The following is a 17126-nucleotide window of genomic DNA, read 5'->3' on the forward strand; positions in this document are numbered from 1 at the left end:
CCGCTCCCACATTGGTCCTGCGGTACTTCAGGGATGGGGTTTCTTGAACACGTAAAACAGGTTCGGCTCGCTGACCAGGTACAACGTGCCCTCGTCATCCATGGCGATCCCCTCGGCCTGCGGCACCCGCTTCTTCAGGCCATGGCGCCCGTTGAGCAGCGACAGGCTGCTCAGCGGGCGACCGTCGATATCCAGCTCCAACACCAGGAACGACTCATCCGAGAGCGCCAGCAAGTGACCGCTGCGCTCGTCGTATTGCAGGCTCGACAGGTCGCGCACAAACAGCCCGGCGTCACGCTTGGGGTTGTTGATCACATGCACCGAGTAGGTTTTTTCCGGTTTGAAATGCGGGAAGCCGTGGACCTCATAGATCAGCATCGGGTCGCGCTCCTTGGCCACGAACAGGCGCTTGCCGACAGAATCGTAGGCCAGCCCCTCGAAGCCCTTGTTGCCACCCACATGCAAGCCCAGGGTCATCTGTTCCGCATCAGCGGCGTCGAGGAATTTGGTGTCGTCATCCACATGCACCTTGATCAGGCGCTGCTGGCGCTCGTCGCTGATGACATAAATGTTGTCACTGATAAACTCCACTGCCTCGGCATCGCCAAATCCCACCAGCGGGATACGCCGCAAAATCTTGCCTTGAAGGGACAGCTCGATCAGCTCGGCATTTTTATTGGTGACGGTAAACAGGCTTTTGCGCAGCGGATCGTAGGTGAGGGCCGAGACGTCGTCGTCGAGCCCGTCGATCACCTGGGCTTCCAGGACCACCCGGTAATCGGCCAGGCCGATCGAGCGCTCATCGGTCGGCTGGCGCCAGGCCTGCCAGTTGAACCAGGCGCGCTCGAACAGACGAAAATGCTGCGCAACGGCCCCGGCACTGATCAGGGCGATCAGCGCGAGTACGAAGAATAGAGGTTTGGGACGGGCAAGTCGGCGCATCGGGCGAGCTCAAAGTCAAAAGTGGCGAATGAATATCACGCCTGTCTGAATTTAAACTTAAACGCACCCTGGTGTCTGGCGAATGCCGCTGATAGAGAAATATCCGACGTAATTTGTCTGCTATTTCTGTTTTTCGAAACGATAAAACAGATTTGGCTCACTGACCATGTACAACGTGCCGTCCTCGTCCATGGTCACCCCTTCCGCCCGTGGAATGGTTTTTTTCAGCCCGTTGAAACCGCCGAGCAGGGTCATGAAGCTGACTTGCTCGCCCTTTTCATCCAGCTCCAGCAACAGGTGGGAGTCGGCCGAGAGCACCAGCAAGTGCCCGGTACGCGGGTCGATAGCCAGGGCCGAGAGGTTGCGCATGTCCAACTCTTTACTGGCCAGCTTTTGCTTATCGCCCGTCAGGGTCTGGCTGCCATCGCTTTTCCAGGTGAACAACGCCGGCGGACGCTCTTCGCCCAGGATCAGCTGCTGGTTGCGCTTGTCCCAGGTGATGCCTTCGAAGGCCTTGTTCTGGTCTTTGGACGGGCCGAGGTCGTACGTCGGGAAGTCGGCCTTGTTCAATTGCTGGGTGGTCGCGTCGACCTTGACGATGGTGAGCGTGTGCTGGCGCTCATCGACGACCGCCAGCAGGCCATTTTCCATCACTGTCACGCCTTCCGGATTGTCCCAGCCATTGAGCGGCATCTTGCGCAGCACATCGCCCTGCAGGCTCAGCTCGGCGAGGAAGGGGTTCTTGCCCATCACGGAAAACAGGGTTTTGGTCTGTGGGTTGTAGGAGACGTCCGAAGCTTCGTCCTTCTCCATGCCAGGCAACAACTTGCCATCGATCACCGCATGGTAATCCGGCAGCCACACACTCTCCTGGCGCTCGGCCAGTGTTTCAAAGCGTTCCAGCACCCACAGCAGGCCGCGATCGTCCCAGTGCATGGCCCAGGAAACGCCGTACACGATCGCCCCCGCCAGGAAAAGCCAGGAATACCAGCGCAAGGCAAAGCGAGAACGCGGCTTGGAAGTAGCAGAGGGCAGAGGCACGGCCATTGAACGCTTTTCCGGAAATTCAGCTTTAGGGATTAGCACAGGATCAACGGGCCCGCGCGCTGGAGGCTGAGGATTATCCGGATGGCGTGTGAAAAAAATGCAAAAACTTGAATTTCAGGCTCCCACATTGTTGACCGCGCCTGGTTAGCGAACGCTGCTTTCGAAGCGGTTCACGCCGGTCAGTTCCAGCACCAGCTCATCACCGACATTCAACGGGCCGACGCCGGCCGGGGTGCCGGTGAGGATCACGTCGCCGGCCTGCAGCGAGAAGCAGCCGGCCATGTGCTGGATCATCGGGATGATCGGGTTGAGCATCTGCGAGCTGTTGCCATCCTGGCGCACTTCGCCATTGATGCTCAGGCGGATGCCGATATCGGTGACGTCCGGGAACGTGCTGCCGACCACAAACGGCGCGATCACCGCCGCGCCGTCGAAGGACTTGGCGATTTCCCACGGCAGGCCCTTGGCTTTCAGCTCGGCCTGCTTGTCGCGCAGGGTCAGGTCCAGGGCCGGGGCGAAGCCGGAAATGGCGTCCAGCACTTCTTCACGGCTGGGCTTGGTCGACAGGGGCTTGCCGATCAGCACCGCGATTTCGGCTTCGTAATGCACCGAACCGCGCTCGGTCGGAATGCTGAAACCGCCTTCAAGCGGCACCACGCAGCTGCCCGGCTTGATGAACAGCAGCGGCTCGGTCGGCACCGGGTTATCCAGTTCCTTGGCATGTTCGGCGTAGTTGCGCCCGATACACACCACTTTACCCACAGGAAAGTGGATGTTGGTGCCGTCGACATACTTGTGCTGGTAGCTCATGGAACGACTCCTTCAGGGCGATTAAACAGCGAAGATCTTGCCGGGGTTCATGATCCCGTTCGGGTCGAACACCGCCTTGACGGCCTTCATGTATTCGATTTCAACCGGCGAACGGCTGTAGGTCAGGTAGTCGCGCTTGGTCATGCCCACGCCATGTTCGGCGGAGATCGAGCCGTTGTACTTCTCGACGGTTTCGAACACCCACTTGTTGACGGTGGCGCACTTGGCGAAGAACTCATCCTTGCTGAGGTTTTCCGGCTTGAGGATGTTCAAGTGCAGGTTGCCGTCGCCGATGTGACCGAACCAGACGATTTCGAAGTCCGGGTAGTGTTCACCGACGATCGCATCAATTTCCTTCAAGAACGCCGGCACTTTGGAGACAGTCACCGAGATATCGTTCTTGTATGGGGTCCAGTGCGAGATCGTCTCGGAGATGTACTCGCGCAGCTTCCACAGGTTGTGCAGCTGGGTTTCGCTCTGGCTCATCACGCCGTCCAGCACCCAGCCCTGCTCGACGCAATGCTCGAAGGTTTCCAGCGCATGATTGGCGACTTCTTCGGTGGTGGCTTCAAATTCCAGCAACGCGTAGAACGGGCACTCGGTGTCGAACGGCGCCGGCACGTCGCCACGCCCCATGACCTTGGCCAGGGCCTTGTCGGAGAAGAATTCGAAGGCCGTCAGGTCCAGCTTGCTCTGGAACGCATGCAGCACCGGCATGATCGAGTCGAAATCGGTAGTACCGAGCACCATGGCGGTGAGGTTTTTCGGCGCCCGGTCCAGGCGCATGGTGGCTTCGACCACAAAGCCCAGGGTGCCTTCGGCGCCGATGAACAGCTGGCGCATGTCGTAGCCGGTGGCGTTCTTGATCAGGTCGCGGTTCAGCTCCAGTACGTCGCCCTTGCCGGTGACGACTTTCATGCCGGCCACCCAGTTACGGGTCATGCCGTAGCGAATGACCTTGATCCCGCCGGCATTGGTGCCGATATTGCCGCCAATCTGGCTGGAACCGGACGACGCGAAGTCCACCGGGTAGTACAGGCCTTTCTCTTCGGCGGCGTTCTGCAATTGCTTGGTGACCACGCCCGGCTGGCACACGGCGGTGCGGTCGGTGAGGTTGAGGTCGAGGATCTGGTTCATGTAGTCGAACGACACCACCACCTCGCCATTCGCCGCCACGGCAGCGGCGGACAGTCCGGTACGACCACCGGACGGCACCAGCGCGACCTTGTGTGCGTTGGCCCAACGAACGATAGCCTGCACCTGCTCGATGGTCTTGGGGAACACGATGGCGGTCGGCGCAGGGGCGAAGTGCTTGGTCCAATCCTTGCCGTAAGCCTCGAGGGAGTCGGCATCGGTCAGCACTTTGCCGGGCTCAACCAGGGTCTTTAGCTCATCAATCAGGGCAGGATGGGTCATCGACAGAACTCTCGAACAATTCATGGTCATCCTGAGAACGCTTCACGTCGCAGGAATGAGTGTTTAGCGGGGCGCGTATGCTAGCATACCGCCCCCGCAGGACAGAGCCCAAGGGCGTTTCTGCGGTGACGGCTTTCCTGCCGTCCGGGTCAGCTTAAGCGATCCGATTCCCTGCCATTTTTCTCCGGGATACAGGTTTACGCAGATGAGCAAGACTTCTCTCGATAAGAGCAAGATCAAGTTCCTTCTTCTGGAAGGCGTCCACCCATCGGCCGTCGACGTTCTGAAGGCCGCCGGGTACTCCAGCATTGAGTACATCACCAGTTCTCTGCCGGAAGCCCAGCTCAAGGAAAAGATCGCCGACGCGCACTTTATCGGCATTCGCTCCCGCACTCAGCTGACCGAAGAGATCTTCGACCACGCCAAGAAACTCGTGGCGGTCGGCTGTTTCTGCATCGGCACCAACCAGGTCGACCTCAATGCAGCGCGCGAGCGCGGCATCGCGGTGTTCAACGCCCCGTACTCCAACACCCGTTCCGTCGCGGAACTGGTGCTGGCCGAGGCGATCCTGCTGTTGCGCGGTATCCCTGAGAAGAACGCTTCCTGCCACCGTGGCGGCTGGATCAAGAGCGCAGCCAACTCCTTCGAAATCCGCGGCAAGAAGCTGGGTATCGTCGGTTACGGCTCGATCGGCACCCAACTGTCGGTCCTGGCTGAAGGCCTGGGCATGCAGGTGTTCTTCTACGACACCCTGACCAAGCTGCCGTTGGGCAACGCCACCCAAGTGGCGAGCCTGACCGAGCTGCTGGGCATGTCCGATATCGTCACCCTGCACGTGCCGGAAACCGCTGAGACCCAGTGGATGATCGGCGAGAAGGAAATCCGCGCCATCAAGAAAGGCGGCATCCTGATCAACGCTGCACGCGGCACCGTGGTCGAGCTGGACGCCCTGGCCGACGCGATCAAGGACAAGCACCTGATCGGCGCCGCCATCGACGTGTTCCCGGTGGAGCCACGCTCCAACGACGACATCTTCGAAAGCCCGCTGCGTGGCCTGGACAACGTGATCCTGACCCCGCACATCGGCGGTTCCACCGCTGAAGCCCAAGCCAACATCGGCCTGGAAGTGTCGGAGAAGCTGGTCAAGTACAGCGACAACGGTACGTCGGTGTCCTCCGTCAACTTCCCGGAAGTAGCGCTGCCGGCTCACCCTGGCAAGCACCGTCTGCTGCACATCCACCAGAACATCCCTGGCGTGATGATGGAGATCAACAAGGTTTTCGCGGAAAACGGCATCAACATCTCCGGTCAGTTCCTGCAGACCAACGAGAAGGTCGGCTACGTGGTGATCGACGTCGACGCCGAGTACTCGGACCTGGCACAAGAGAAGCTGCAGCACATCAACGGCACGATTCGTAGCCGCGTGTTGTTCTAACGCTGCAAACACTGCACAAAAAAATGGGAGACCCGCAAGGGTCTCCCATTTTTTTGTCTGAACAAATCTTACTTGACGTTAACCGTGATGACTTTCGACGCTACAGTCGGGTTGAACTGCATGTGCAGTTTGTCGCCAGCTACGAGTTGCAGCGTGTGCTTGCCAGGAGTGAGGGTCAGTTCGGTTTCGGTCTGGGCCTTGCCGTAGTGAATCACGGTGTCGGTGGCAGGGATCGGCACGCTGGCGTCAGGCAGTTCTTTCTGGTCGACCAGCAGATGGTGGTGGCCGGTACCTGGATCCTGGCTGGTAGCCGGAGCCAGTTTCAGACCTTCCATGCCGAATTTTACGGTGAAGGTTTTATCCACGGTGGCGCCGTCTTTTGGCGACACGATAAATACCTTGGCGCCTTCAGGTGGGGCGCTGCGCGGGATACCGTCGGCAGCAGTGGCCAACATCGAAGCACCCAGCAGCAGGCTGGCCAGGGTGGCACGGGACAATAAGGCTTTCATTCGCTTCTCCAGTTTTTCCAGGAAATCTGTTCGGTTATGACAACTTAGCGACAAATTGCTGTCCAAGGCACTCAACACCATAGCAAAGCGATGCTGAACGGCGCCTCGCACATTCGAAATCTCTAGGAGTGACCATGCGCTTTTCGCCTGGCCTGTTACTTTTGCTTCCCCTCATGAGCCCTTTGGCTCACGCCGAACTGGTTGATGATGTGTTTGATCGCGGCGAACTGCGCATCGCGCTCGAAGCCAACACCCCGCCGTTCAACTTCAAGGAAGGCGACAAACTCACCGGCTTCGAAGTGGAACTTGGCGAGCAATTGGCCAAGGAAATGGATGTACGCCCCTCGTTCATCACCACCGATGACACCGACCTGCTGCCAGGCGTGGCAACCGGCAAGTACGACGTGGCCATCAACCATATCGCTATGACTGCCGAGCTGCAGGATCGTTTCGATTTCAGCGAGGCTTACCTCGAAAAGCCGCAACTGGCGATTCCCTTCCAGAAGGGCAACCCGGCGTTCAAGGCGAGCCTGGACAAGGCGTTGCAGCGCGTGAAGGCCGATGGCCGATTGAATGCGCTGACCCAGAAGTGGCTGGAACCCCAATTGTAGGAGCCGGCTTGCTGGCGATAGCAGTCACCTCATCTGCAGCTGATTCACAGCGGTCGCCGGCAAGCCGGGTCCTACAGGTGATTCAGCGCCTGGGCCGCTTCGGGTAGTTCCAACTCACTGAACACCTGCACTCCATGCTGCCTGAGCAGCGCCGCGGTCACGCCTTCGCCGCTGACTTTCACGCCGGTAAAGCTGCCGTCGTAGGTCAGCAGGTTGCCGCAGGATGGGCTATTGGCCTTGAGGATGGCGATGCGGATGTTGTGGCGCTGCACCAGCGCCAGGGCCTGGCGGGCGCCGTCGAGGAAGGCGGCGCTGAAGTCCTCGCCCTCGGCTGTCAGCACCTGGGCGCGCCCTTCCCACACATCGACGCCCTGCCCACCCGCAATCTCGGCCGCCGGGCGCGGCGTGGGCAGGCCACCCGAGACCTCGGGGCAGATCGCAACCACACGGCCTTCGGCCTGCCATGCCGCCAGTTGGTCGAACGGCCCGCTGGCCCCGCCGTCATAGCGCACCTTGTGGCCAAGCAGGCAGCGACTGATCAGAATCTTGTGCATGATTAAAACGGCTCGTTGCCCCGCCGGCGAAACCAGCCGGTGAGGGACAGGCGTTCGCGCGTGGCGGGCATGACTTCGTGGGGCACCTCGCCCGACAGGAACACCACCAGGCAACCGCCGGTGGGCACCACATCGTATTCGACGCCGTCCTTGAGGTACATGCGTAACTGGCCACCGTGCTCGGGCAGCCAGGCGTCGTTCAGGTAGATCACCGCCGAGACCATGCGTCGGTCGTCGTCGCGGAAACGGTCGAGGTGCTTGAGGTAAAACGCCCCCGGCGGGTACATCGCGAAGTGGCTTTCGAAATCCTCAAGGCCGAGGAACAAACCACGGTTCATCGCAAGGCGCAGGCTGTCCATCACCGCCATATAGCTGTCGCAGACCGCCGCGTCGCCCTCCTCCAGCCACTGGATATGGTCGCCGCGAATGCCCTCGCGAATCTCCTGGGTCGGCCCGCGACCGACTGCCGCCGGGGCCAATTCACCTTCGGCCGCACGTTTACGGCACTCAGCCGCCAGTTCCAGGGTCAGAGCCTGGGGCAGGAAGCCGTTCTGCTGCGACCAGCCTTTTTCGGCCAGGTCATCAACGATGCGTTGCAGCAGGGGGTGATCGAGGGGTATTTGCATGGCGCGCATAGTATCCATACGCCTGGGAATCCGACAGAGCCGCCGAGCGTCTGAACACACTTTAGTCAGGTGACCGATAGGATTTCTCGACAAATCCTACGCCCGACACGGACAATAGTGGCCGACTGACAGGAGTCCATATGCGTCGTTTGTTTTTTTCCTTGCTGATGTTCTGCGTTTTGCCCGCTTGGGCAGACGGCCATGACCAGTTGTACAAGGTCGCCGGCTGGGCCGAACAACGTGCGCATTTCAATGACGCCCTCAGTGCCGCCCAGCAACGCTACCGCAATAGCCTGCCGCCGGCGGTGTACCAGGCGCTGGTCGACAACAGCAATAAACGCTTTGCCGCCCAGGCCATGGACCAGCGTGCCGAGGCGCAATTGCGCAAAAACCTCGCCGACCCTGCGCCTGCCCTGGCGTTTTTCCAATCGCCGCTGGGCCGCAAGATCGTCGCCGCCGAGTTGCTCGCGACCCGCCGCGACCAGTTGGCCAAAAACGCCCAGGGCCTGCCGCACATCGAAGCCGACGCCACTCGCAGCCTGATCATCGGCCACCTGGCGCAAGCCCTGCCGGCACGTGAGGCCGGTGCGGAAGTCAGCCTGGCCATCGCCGGCGTCGCCGCCGACAGCCTGAGCCAGATGATCCCCGGCCTGCTGGGCGGTGGTCAGGCCCAGGGCATGTTGAACGGCCAGCGCGAGCGGCTGATGCAACAGATCGGCAATGACTTGAACAATACGTTGCTGTACGTCTACCGGGACTTGTCCGACCCTGAACTCGAAGAATTCGCCACCTTTGCCGAATCGCCGCAGGGCAAGGCGTATTATCAGGCCGCCCTGGCAGCTATTCGCGCAGGCCTGGCGGTCGGCCAAAGCACTTCCAGCCTGGCCCCCTGACCCTCTGTAGGAGCCGGCGTCAGCTCAGGTGGCGGGTCAGAAAGCTGAAGTACTCCTGGCGAATCTCGGGAATCTCGTTCGCCAGGTGATGCCTGCCACGCGCCAGCATCAATACCTCGGGCTGGTCGAACTTGCCGCGCAGCACCTGCAAGTTGTGCTGCCAGTCCACCGTCATGTCTTCCTCACCCTGCACAATAACCGGTCGCCGTGGGCTGCGCGGCGCGGCTTCGATGCGCTTGATCCAGCGCGCCAGGGCGCCCACCCACGCGGTGGGCAGTTGGCGGGGTTGCAGCGGATCGGCTTCCAGGAAGGGCTTGAAGGCCGGGTCATGGGTGTTGTCGCTGAAGCGCCGCGCAATGCCTTTGACGAACGGGCGCAGCAGGTAATAGCTGACCTGCGACCAACCCCACGCACGCGGCCGCACCAGCGGTGACAGCAGGAAGGTCTTGCCCTGTGCCGGGCTGTCGGCGCCGTGGTTGAGCAGGTGATCGACCACCACCGCGCCGCCGGTGCTTTGCCCGAACAAGTGCCAGGGTTGCGGCAACTGCAGCGCCCGGGCCTGCTCGAACAGCGCCTGCACCACGTGCTGGTACACGGCGAAATCATCGATGCTGGCGCGCGCGCCACTGGATAACCCATGGCCCGGCAAGTCGCAGGCGATCACCACAAAGCCTTGGTCCAACGCCCACTCCACCACATGGCGATACAGGCCCATATGGTCGTAGAACCCGTGGAACATGAACATCGTCGCCACCGGCTGCGGCGGCCACCACACCTGCGCGACCACCGCAAACCCATCGACCTCGAAACGTCCCAGCCGGCTTACCGCCGGCACGTTGCGCGCCGCCAGGTCCAGGCCGTAGAAGCGCTGGTAGACCCGCGCCTCGGCGCTGAGCGGTTGCGCATCCACCAGGGGCCGCAAGCTTTCGCGCAGATGATCAGGGTCAAAGGTAACGGGCATAAAGGGTTCCAGACTGACGGCGAAGATGAATATCGAGCTGCGATATTCATCTGTCAGGACAAGCATGGCAAGCTACGCGACCTGCGAGGATAGATCTGAATGCGACAGCCTTACCGTACCGCCCTGTTCGCCAGCCTGATCCTGATCATCTGCGCCGGTGTGCTGTGGGCGGCCTATGACTGGTTCCAGGGCCGCTACCTGCGCGCGTTCAGCGAACACACGGCGGTGTTCTCCGGCGACGCCCTGCGCCTGCCCGCCGAACTCGCCGGCACGGGCCCGATCCGCCTGGTGCACTTCTGGGACCCGGCCTGCCCCTGCAACGTCGGCAACCAGCAGCACCTGGGCGAATTGATCGAGCAGTACGCGCCCCAGGGCGTGGAATTCTATGCCCTGCAAAAACCTGGCAGCCACGGCCGGTTGCCCGACAACCTGCGCAAGATGAAAACCCTGACCGCCCTGCCCGGTGCCGACCAAGTACCGGCCAGCCCTGCGGTGGGCATTTGGGATCGCACCGGCAAGCTTGCGTATTTCGGCCCCTACAGCGAGGGTCTCACGTGCAATTCGAGCAACAGCTTCATCGAGCCGATCCTGAAGGCCCTGGACAGCGGACGTGAAGTGAATGCCACGCACACCCTGGCGGTGGGCTGCTATTGCGCGTGGAGCAAGGCGCCAAACTGAACGCAGGCTGTTCAACGGGCAAACTCCAATCATCCGGTCAACCGGCTGCTGTATCGTACGTTTTCGCAGAGAGTGTAAGCGTAGGAATACATGAGCCAGTTAACCATCATCCTCTGGATGCTGAACGTTATCGTCGACACCTCCGGCCAGCTGGCCTTCAAGGCCGCCGCGTCGGCCAGTGCCGAGCATGACGGTATCGCCCACTGGAAACACATGCTCAAGCGCCCGTGGATCTGGCTGGGCGTGATCTGCTACGTCTTCGAATTCGTATTGTGGCTGGCGTTCCTGACGCTGGTGCCGTTGTCGGTCGGGGTGATGCTGGGCTCGATCAACATCGTCGTGATCATGATTGCCGGCCGTTTCCTGTTCAAGGAGAGCCTGAGCAAATGGCGGTTGATCGGCATCATGCTGATCGCCTGTGGCGTGACCGTCGTGGGGTTTGAATGATGAAGCGCTTCTATATCCTCGGTTTCCTCGCGCTGATCGTTTTCGACACATTGGCGCAGGTGAGCTTCAAATTCGCCTCGGTGCACGCCGAGCCGCTGACGATGGACGCCGCATGGCTGGTGCGCGTGTTTGGCGCACCGTGGATCTACGGCGCTTTCGTCGGCTACATCGGCGCGTTCTTCACCTGGATGACCTTGCTCAAGTACGCGCCGGTGGGCCCGGCGTTCGCGGCGTCTCACCTGGAGCTGATCAGTGTCACGCTGATCTCCGTGTGGCTGTTCGACGACACCCTGACCCTGCCGAAAATCGTCGGTGGCGCGCTGATTATTGCCGGGATCCTGTGCCTGGCGCGTAGCGAAGGCAAAGACAGTCAACAGGTCGAGGTCGAGCCGTCGCAGGCCCCCGCCTCATGACCCGCCGGCGGGAAATCCCACCCACCGCAGGCCTGCCCTTGCGCTGGCGGGATTTGCTCAACCTCTCGGGCGACCTGGCCCCGGCGCTGGCCCGTCAATTTTCGCTGCCACTCCCCGCACTGACCTGCTCCGGCACCGCAGCATTGATTATCGCCCTGCGCGTCTTGCAGCAACGCATGCCCGGCCGCACCCGGCTCATCGTGCCGGCCTACACCTGCCCGCTGGTGGCGTTGGCCGCGCACTACTGCCCGCCGCTGCGCGTCGTACCCTGTGATTTGCAGCCCGACAGCATCGACCTGGACGAGCGGCAACTGGCACAGCTGTGCGATGAAAGCACCTTGGCCGTGGTGGTCACCCACCTGGCCGGGCGCGTGGCGGATGTCGACGCGGCCAAACGCATTGCCGGCGCGGTCGGCGCGGCGATCATTGAAGACGCCGCGCAAGCCATGGGCGCACTCGACGATGGCCGCAGCGTCGGGCTCAAGGGCGATGTGGGGTTTTTCAGCATGGCGCTGGGCAAGGGGCTGACCACCGCCGAAGGCGGCGTGCTGTTCAGTCGCGACCCGGTGCTGCATCAGGCGCTGCACCGCCACTGCCGGCAGGACCTGCCCTTCAGCCTGCGCTGGGAGCTGCAACGCAGCGCTGAACTGTGGGGCTACGCCCTGCTCTATCAACCACGCGGCCTGCATTACGTGTATGGCAACGCGTTGCGCAAGGCGCTGGCCAATGGGGATGAAGTGGCCGCAGTCGGCGATGACTTTTCGGTCTACGACATCCCGCTGCACCGCCTGGGCGGCTATCGCCAGAAGGTCGGCGCGGCGGCACTGGCTCGCTTGCCGGACCACCTGCAACAAGGCCGCGCCCGCGCTTTGCGCCGTGCAGCGTGCTTGAACGCCTTGCCCGGCGTCACGGTGATCATGGACAGGCCAGGGCAGCAAGGCACCTGGCCGTTCCTGATGGTGGTGATGCCCTCTGCAGACGCCCGCGATGCGGCCATGGCCCGGCTGTGGACCTCAGGCTTGGGCGTGACCCGCCTGTTTATCCACACCTTGCCGGGCTACGCCGAGGTACTGCCGCTGTTGCAGCCGGGTGGCGATATCACTCGAGCACAGGCCTTCGCTGCCCGCACGCTGTCGATCAGCAACAGCCATTGGCTGAGCGATGCGTTGTTCGAGCAGATAGTCGACCAACTCAAGGTTATCGTCGCCAGGCCTGATTGATGTGCGCCACCAGGCGACTGTTCAGCGCGTTCTGCTGCTGTTGCCAGATCTGCACCTGCGCCTCAGGCAAGGATTCCTGGCCGTCGGACGCACTCAGCCAGCGCTTGAATCGGCTTTCATAGTGGTAGGCCGACACATCGCCGGTGATGTCTGCGCCGATGACCTGGCCCTGGCAGGCGCTGATCAGGTCGGTCAAATGGTGCTCCAGAAACTCACCCTGGTCCCAGTTGGTGTTCACCACCTGCGGGCTCAGCACGTCTTTATCGATGGACAGGTACACCGGCAGCGAGCGGTCAAACTGCGCCAGGAACGCACACATCAGCTCATCCGGATTGCCGAAGGCGCGATTGCTGCGACCGGCGCCGATCCAGTTCATCCAACGGGTATCGACGTTGACGTTCCAGTAGGTCAACTTGCGCTTGAGCAGCGGCGACCAGTGATTTTCCCAGGCATGGCCCAGGCCGATGTCCTGCGAGCCAATGCCGAGTACATGCACATGCTCGACCTGGGGCAAACGGCTGGCCCAGTAGACCCATGAGCCGCAGTGGATACCGAATGGGTAGCGCATGTTGTCCGGGTGATTGTCACAAATGATCAGCTGGAATTTCTGCTGCGTCGGCAGGCGGTTCAGCAACAGTTGGCTGAGGTGGTGATAGTCGCCGCTGCCGGTGAACACACAGCCGTAATCGCTGGGCATCTGCGCGCCCAAGGCCGTTTCCAGCGCATTGAATTGCGCCCAGCGACAGCCAAAACGGATCTTTTCCTGCCAGTCCTGCAGCGCCAGGGTGATCGCGCCGGGAATATCACTGACGGCGCCATCGAAGTCCAGAATCAGCGGGGCTCGGTCCAGGTTCATTCGGTTTTCTCCTGGTGCCACTGCCCCTCGCCTTCAAAGTGATGGCGCAATCGCTTGCCGAGCGTGCGCAACAGTGGGTTGCGTATCCACACCAGGTGGCGGGTCAAGGTGAAGTCCGCGCCGAGGCTGGCCTTGACCTGCGGGTCGGTCCAGCCCGCCACATAAAACTTCAGGCCATTGGCCACGGCGTACTCCAGGTTCACGAACCAGCTGACGAAGTACAGGTTGAACTCCAGCGCCTGCGGATAGTTGAGGCCAATGTACTTGTCGAGCAGCTTGTCGCCCTCCACGTAGCACAGGTTGTAGCCGATCAGTTCATCGCAGTGCCAATAGCAGAAAACGCGCCCGATGCTGTCGGCGTCCTTCAGCAGGCTGCTGAAGAACTCAGGGGTGAGCAGGTCGAAATGGATCTCGCTCTGGTCGTACACCGCCCGGTACAGCCCATACAAATGCGCCAGCCAGGCTTCATCGTTGAAGCGCGCATCGCCGGTGTCGAGGATCTCCACGCGCAACGCCTCACGACTGCGCAGCTTGCGTCGGATATTGCGACGCCGGCTGTGGGACAAACGCGCCAGGTACTCATCAATCGTGGTGAAGTTGATCGGCACATACGCCAGCGCCTGGCCCTCGAGGCAGATAAAGCCGCGTCGGGTGCAGTCATCGATCAGCGCTTGCGCGTAGCGGTTGTCCGCCTCGCTGAGCAGTGGGGAGTTGCACGGCACGTCTTTGACGATGGTGAGTTTGCGCTGCGGCGCACACTCATGTTGCAGCCACTGCGCGAGGTCCTCGGGCGCCACCCCCTGGGGCAGCGGTGAGTATTCACTGACGGTGGTGCCCACGAAGCAGCTGTCGATTCGCAGCCAGCGGTTCCAGAAGCGATAGCCGGGCCAACCGCGCACACGCTTGACGAACGCATCGTCGGCGGTGGTCAACAGGTCGAACGGGGTAAAGAAATAGGGCAGGCCCTGGTCAGATAGCCGTGCATCAAAGCCCACCGGCGGGTGCTGCAAAAAGCGCCCGATCAGTGACTGCGCTTCCAGGCTGCACGCGTAGGCAACCTGGGGACGGCTGGAGTCGGGCATCGGTTGCATGGCGCAAGTCATGGCAAAAAGCTCAAAGATGACAGGTGCAATAATAGCCGCTTCGGGGTGTTCCCCACTTGAACCTCGGCTGTCGGCGAGACGCATCAAGATGCAATACCAGCATTTCCCGCAGTGTCCACCAAACCGATTAGACTCCCTTGACCTTCAAGGTGAATGACTCAAGGACCGTCCATGAAACGTAGCCTGACCGTGCTCGCTATCCTGATTGCCGCCCTCCTGGCCGGCGCCGGCTGGTATGTCTACAGCAAGCAGCCGACCCGCCAGGGCACCGAAACACTGGCGAACCTGCAAGGCACGGTCACCGTGCGCTACGACGACCGTGGCGTGCCACACATTCGCGCCGAGAACGAGAGCGACCTGTACCGCGCCCTCGGCTACGTGCATGCCCAGGACCGTCTGTTCCAGATGGAAATCATGCGGCGCCTGGCGCGCGGCGAGCTGGCCGAGGTGCTCGGCCCCAAGGTGCTGGAGACCGACAAGCTGTTTCGCAGCCTGCGCATTCGCGACCGTGCTGCCACCTACGTGGCGCAGCTGGACCATGAGTCGGCGCACTGGAAGGCACTGCAAGCCTATCTGGACGGCATCAACCAGTATCAGGACAGCCACGCCAGTCCGATGGAATTCGACGTGCTGGGCATCCCCAAGCGGCCGTTCACAGCGGAAGACACCATCAGCGTCGCCGGGTACATGGCCTACAGCTTTGCCGCGGCCTTTCGTACCGAGCCCTTGCTGACTTACGTACGCGACCAGTTGGGCAGCGACTACCTCAAGGTCTTCGACCTGGACTGGCAACCCAAGGGTGCACTCAACCTGGCCGACAACGACTGGAAGACCCTCGGCGCCCTCGCCTCCCTGAGCGAGCAGGCCCTGGCGGACAACGGCCTGCCGCAGTTCGAAGGCAGCAACGCCTGGGCCATCAGCGGCAGCCGCACCAAGAGCGGCAAACCGTTGCTGGCGGGTGACCCGCATATCCGCTTCTCGGTGCCGTCGGTGTGGTACGAGGCGCAACTCTCCGCGCCGGGCTTCGAGTTGTACGGTTATCACAACGCGCTGGTGCCGGTGGCCTTCCTGGGGCACAACCTGGACTTCGGCTGGAGCCTGACCATGTTCCAGAACGATGACCTCGACCTGATCGCCGAGAAGGTCAACCCGGACAACGCCAACCAGGTCTGGTACCACGGCCAGTGGGTCGACATGACCCACAGTGAGCAACAAATCGCGGTGAAGGGCCAGGCGCCCGTGACACTGACGCTGCGCCAGTCGCCCCATGGGCCGATCATCAATGACGTGCTTGGCGAGAACGGCGGCAACACGCCGATCGCCATGTGGTGGGCGTTCCTCGATACCCAGAACCCGATCCTCGAAGGCTTCTATCAGCTCAACCGCGCCGACACCCTGGCCAAGGCGCGCGCGGCGGCGGCCAAGGTCTCGGCGCCGGGGCTGAATATCGTGTGGGCAAATGCCAAGGGTGATATCGGCTGGTGGGCGGCGGCGCAGTTGCCGATTCGCCCGGCCGGGGTCAATCCTGGGTTTATCCTCGACGGCAGCACGGCACAGGCCGACAAGCTGGGGTTCTACCCCTTCAGCGCCAACCCCCAGGAAGAAAACCCGGCGCGCGGTTATGTGGTGTCCGCCAACGCTCAGCCGGTAACGCCCACCGGCATGGAGATCGCCGGTTATTACAACCTCGCCGACCGTGGCCAGCAGTTGAACACGCAGTTGAGCGACAAGAGCGTGAAGTGGGACGTGAACAACAGCCAGGCGTTGCAGCTCGGCACCACCACCGCCTTCGGCCCACGCCTGCTGGCACCGCTGCTGCCGGTGCTACGTGAAGTGGTCAAGGACCCGGCGCAGCTGAAACTGGTGGAGCAACTGGCCACGTGGAAAGGCGATTACCCGCTGGACTCCACCAGCGCCACCCTGTTCAACCAGTTCCTGTTCAACCTCGCCGACGCTACCTTCCACCCGAAACTGGGCGATGGCATGTTCAAGACCCTGCTCGGCACCCGTGTGATCGACGCCGCCTTGCCTCGCCTCGCGGCCAGTGCCGACTCGCCATGGTGGGACGGCAAGCGCGCCGACACGGTCAAGCTCGCCTGGGACAACAGCCTCGCGCACCTCAAGGCGACCTTCGGCGATGACCCGAGCCAGTGGCAGTGGGGCAAGGCGCACACCCTCACCCATGGCCACCCGCTGGGCTCGCAGAAGCCGTTGGACCTGATCGTCAACGTCGGCCCCTTCCCGGCACCCGGCACCCACGAAGTGCCGAACAACCAGTCGGCGAACATCGGCCCGGCGCCGTGGCCAGTCACGTACGGCCCGTCGACCCGTCGCCTGATCGACTTCGCCGACGTGGCCCACGCACTCACCATCAACCCGGTCGGGCAAAGCGGCGTGCCGTTCGACAAGCACTACGGCGACCAGGCAGAAACCTACATCGAAGGGGGCTACGAGCAGGCGCATTTCAGTGACGAGGAAGTCACCGCGAATACGCGCGGCACGTTGAAGCTGCTCCCAGCCAGATAACCGCGATCACTGTGGGAGCTGGGGTGGGGGGGGGGGGGGGGCCCCGGGTTCCGCGCAGGCCCGCGGTGGCCGTTACGGC

Annotated in this window: 18 protein-coding genes; 8 read left to right on the forward strand and 10 right to left on the reverse strand. The window is 62.0% G+C overall.

Annotated elements, in window-relative coordinates:
* Window positions 1–27 precede the first annotated feature (27 nt).
* The 4 genes from NTD80_RS16090 to NTD80_RS16105 form a co-directional block, all read right to left on the reverse strand.
* Window positions 28–942, reverse strand: a complete 915-nt coding sequence (locus NTD80_RS16090; protein ID WP_065902246.1) for an SdiA-regulated domain-containing protein — start codon at window positions 940–942, stop codon at window positions 28–30.
* Window positions 943–1062: 120 nt separating this feature from the next.
* The gene (locus NTD80_RS16095) at window positions 1063–1989 is read right to left on the reverse strand and encodes an SdiA-regulated domain-containing protein (RefSeq protein WP_262134268.1); all 927 of its coding nucleotides are present in this window, start codon (window positions 1987–1989) and stop codon (window positions 1063–1065) included.
* A gap of 144 nt (window positions 1990–2133) precedes the next feature.
* Window positions 2134–2799: a fumarylacetoacetate hydrolase family protein gene (locus tag NTD80_RS16100; RefSeq protein WP_065902254.1), complete on the reverse strand. Its 666-nt coding sequence runs from the start codon at window positions 2797–2799 to the stop codon at window positions 2134–2136.
* 21 nt (window positions 2800–2820) lie between these two features.
* Complete coding sequence (locus NTD80_RS16105; protein WP_065902256.1) at window positions 2821–4215, reverse strand: FAD-binding oxidoreductase; 1395 nt, start codon at window positions 4213–4215, stop codon at window positions 2821–2823.
* 205 nt (window positions 4216–4420) lie between these two features.
* Between NTD80_RS16105 and serA the strand changes: the two genes are divergently transcribed.
* On the forward strand, window positions 4421–5650 hold the full coding sequence (gene serA, locus NTD80_RS16110) for a phosphoglycerate dehydrogenase (protein ID WP_065902258.1): 1230 nt from the start codon (window positions 4421–4423) through the stop codon (window positions 5648–5650).
* A 68-nt stretch (window positions 5651–5718) separates the two neighbouring features.
* Here serA and NTD80_RS16115 read toward each other — a convergent pair whose 3' ends face one another.
* Window positions 5719–6159, reverse strand: coding sequence for a DUF4399 domain-containing protein (locus tag NTD80_RS16115; RefSeq protein ID WP_065902261.1), 441 nt, complete (start codon window positions 6157–6159; stop codon window positions 5719–5721).
* A 134-nt stretch (window positions 6160–6293) separates the two neighbouring features.
* On the opposite strand from NTD80_RS16115, the gene NTD80_RS16120 reads away from it, so the two are divergent.
* Window positions 6294–6770 (forward strand): transporter substrate-binding domain-containing protein, encoded by a 477-nt coding sequence (locus tag NTD80_RS16120; RefSeq protein ID WP_065902263.1) that lies wholly within the window; start codon window positions 6294–6296, stop codon window positions 6768–6770.
* 71 nt (window positions 6771–6841) lie between these two features.
* On the opposite strand, the gene NTD80_RS16125 is transcribed toward NTD80_RS16120, so the two are convergent.
* Together NTD80_RS16125 and NTD80_RS16130 are read right to left on the reverse strand one after the other, a co-directional pair.
* Window positions 6842–7324 carry a DUF523 domain-containing protein gene (locus NTD80_RS16125; RefSeq protein ID WP_065902264.1) on the reverse strand — a complete coding sequence of 161 codons (483 nt, stop codon included), beginning with the start codon at window positions 7322–7324 and terminating at the stop codon, window positions 6842–6844.
* Between the two features lie 2 nt (window positions 7325–7326).
* Window positions 7327–7959 (reverse strand): 2OG-Fe(II) oxygenase, encoded by a 633-nt coding sequence (locus NTD80_RS16130; RefSeq protein ID WP_262134276.1) that lies wholly within the window; start codon window positions 7957–7959, stop codon window positions 7327–7329.
* Window positions 7960–8090: 131 nt separating this feature from the next.
* On the opposite strand from NTD80_RS16130, the gene NTD80_RS16135 reads away from it, so the two are divergent.
* A complete protein-coding gene (locus NTD80_RS16135; protein ID WP_065902266.1) occupies window positions 8091–8843 on the forward strand; it encodes a DUF2059 domain-containing protein in 753 nt (250 codons plus the stop codon).
* A 19-nt stretch (window positions 8844–8862) separates the two neighbouring features.
* On the opposite strand, the gene NTD80_RS16140 is transcribed toward NTD80_RS16135, so the two are convergent.
* Window positions 8863–9804 carry an alpha/beta hydrolase gene (locus NTD80_RS16140; RefSeq protein ID WP_262134269.1) on the reverse strand — a complete coding sequence of 314 codons (942 nt, stop codon included), beginning with the start codon at window positions 9802–9804 and terminating at the stop codon, window positions 8863–8865.
* 99 nt (window positions 9805–9903) lie between these two features.
* On the opposite strand from NTD80_RS16140, the gene NTD80_RS16145 reads away from it, so the two are divergent.
* The 4 genes from NTD80_RS16145 to NTD80_RS16160 all read left to right on the forward strand — a co-directional run bounded on the left by NTD80_RS16145 (window position 9904) and on the right by NTD80_RS16160 (window position 12562).
* Complete coding sequence (locus NTD80_RS16145) at window positions 9904–10482, forward strand: DUF6436 domain-containing protein (RefSeq protein WP_201146087.1); 579 nt, start codon at window positions 9904–9906, stop codon at window positions 10480–10482.
* A gap of 90 nt (window positions 10483–10572) precedes the next feature.
* Complete coding sequence (locus tag NTD80_RS16150) at window positions 10573–10929, forward strand: EamA family transporter (protein WP_065902270.1); 357 nt, start codon at window positions 10573–10575, stop codon at window positions 10927–10929.
* A complete protein-coding gene (locus tag NTD80_RS16155) occupies window positions 10929–11342 on the forward strand; it encodes a DMT family transporter (protein WP_262134270.1) in 414 nt (137 codons plus the stop codon). The genes NTD80_RS16150 and NTD80_RS16155 overlap by 1 nt, the downstream gene beginning before the upstream one ends.
* Entirely contained in the window at window positions 11339–12562 is a 1224-nt protein-coding gene (locus tag NTD80_RS16160) for a DegT/DnrJ/EryC1/StrS family aminotransferase (protein WP_262134271.1), read from the forward strand. The genes NTD80_RS16155 and NTD80_RS16160 overlap by 4 nt, the downstream gene beginning before the upstream one ends.
* Here NTD80_RS16160 and NTD80_RS16165 read toward each other — a convergent pair.
* Both NTD80_RS16165 and NTD80_RS16170 read right to left on the reverse strand, forming a co-directional pair.
* Window positions 12540–13418, reverse strand: coding sequence for a hypothetical protein (locus NTD80_RS16165; RefSeq protein WP_262134272.1), 879 nt, complete (start codon window positions 13416–13418; stop codon window positions 12540–12542). The genes NTD80_RS16160 and NTD80_RS16165 overlap by 23 nt on opposite strands.
* On the reverse strand, window positions 13415–14521 hold the full coding sequence (locus NTD80_RS16170) for a GNAT family N-acetyltransferase (RefSeq protein WP_262134273.1): 1107 nt from the start codon (window positions 14519–14521) through the stop codon (window positions 13415–13417). The genes NTD80_RS16165 and NTD80_RS16170 overlap by 4 nt, the downstream gene beginning before the upstream one ends.
* A gap of 171 nt (window positions 14522–14692) precedes the next feature.
* Between NTD80_RS16170 and NTD80_RS16175 the strand changes: the two genes are divergently transcribed.
* On the forward strand, window positions 14693–17047 hold the full coding sequence (locus NTD80_RS16175) for a penicillin acylase family protein (protein ID WP_262134275.1): 2355 nt from the start codon (window positions 14693–14695) through the stop codon (window positions 17045–17047).
* Window positions 17048–17126: the final 79 nt, after the last annotated feature.

Origin of the sequence: Pseudomonas sp. 13B_2.1_Bac1 (genome assembly GCF_025466155.1) — a bacterium.
In the GTDB taxonomy this organism is placed as follows: domain Bacteria; phylum Pseudomonadota; class Gammaproteobacteria; order Pseudomonadales; family Pseudomonadaceae; genus Aquipseudomonas; species Aquipseudomonas aylmerensis.

Coding starts and splice junctions, on each gene's coding strand:
- NTD80_RS16175 (WP_262134275.1), top strand. CDS start 14,693: ATGAAACGTAGCCTGACCGTGCTCGCTATCCTGATTGCCGCCCTCCTG.
- NTD80_RS16100 (WP_065902254.1), bottom strand. CDS start 2,799: ATGAGCTACCAGCACAAGTATGTCGACGGCACCAACATCCACTTTCCT.
- NTD80_RS16150 (WP_065902270.1), top strand. CDS start 10,573: ATGAGCCAGTTAACCATCATCCTCTGGATGCTGAACGTTATCGTCGAC.
- serA (WP_065902258.1), top strand. CDS start 4,421: ATGAGCAAGACTTCTCTCGATAAGAGCAAGATCAAGTTCCTTCTTCTG.
- NTD80_RS16145 (WP_201146087.1), top strand. CDS start 9,904: ATGCGACAGCCTTACCGTACCGCCCTGTTCGCCAGCCTGATCCTGATC.
- NTD80_RS16090 (WP_065902246.1), bottom strand. CDS start 942: ATGCGCCGACTTGCCCGTCCCAAACCTCTATTCTTCGTACTCGCGCTG.
- NTD80_RS16105 (WP_065902256.1), bottom strand. CDS start 4,215: ATGACCCATCCTGCCCTGATTGATGAGCTAAAGACCCTGGTTGAGCCC.
- NTD80_RS16125 (WP_065902264.1), bottom strand. CDS start 7,324: ATGCACAAGATTCTGATCAGTCGCTGCCTGCTTGGCCACAAGGTGCGC.
- NTD80_RS16095 (WP_262134268.1), bottom strand. CDS start 1,989: ATGGCCGTGCCTCTGCCCTCTGCTACTTCCAAGCCGCGTTCTCGCTTT.
- NTD80_RS16140 (WP_262134269.1), bottom strand. CDS start 9,804: ATGCCCGTTACCTTTGACCCTGATCATCTGCGCGAAAGCTTGCGGCCC.
- NTD80_RS16170 (WP_262134273.1), bottom strand. CDS start 14,521: ATGACTTGCGCCATGCAACCGATGCCCGACTCCAGCCGTCCCCAGGTT.
- NTD80_RS16165 (WP_262134272.1), bottom strand. CDS start 13,418: ATGAACCTGGACCGAGCCCCGCTGATTCTGGACTTCGATGGCGCCGTC.
- NTD80_RS16160 (WP_262134271.1), top strand. CDS start 11,339: ATGACCCGCCGGCGGGAAATCCCACCCACCGCAGGCCTGCCCTTGCGC.
- NTD80_RS16115 (WP_065902261.1), bottom strand. CDS start 6,159: ATGAAAGCCTTATTGTCCCGTGCCACCCTGGCCAGCCTGCTGCTGGGT.
- NTD80_RS16130 (WP_262134276.1), bottom strand. CDS start 7,959: ATGCGCGCCATGCAAATACCCCTCGATCACCCCCTGCTGCAACGCATC.
- NTD80_RS16135 (WP_065902266.1), top strand. CDS start 8,091: ATGCGTCGTTTGTTTTTTTCCTTGCTGATGTTCTGCGTTTTGCCCGCT.
- NTD80_RS16120 (WP_065902263.1), top strand. CDS start 6,294: ATGCGCTTTTCGCCTGGCCTGTTACTTTTGCTTCCCCTCATGAGCCCT.
- NTD80_RS16155 (WP_262134270.1), top strand. CDS start 10,929: ATGAAGCGCTTCTATATCCTCGGTTTCCTCGCGCTGATCGTTTTCGAC.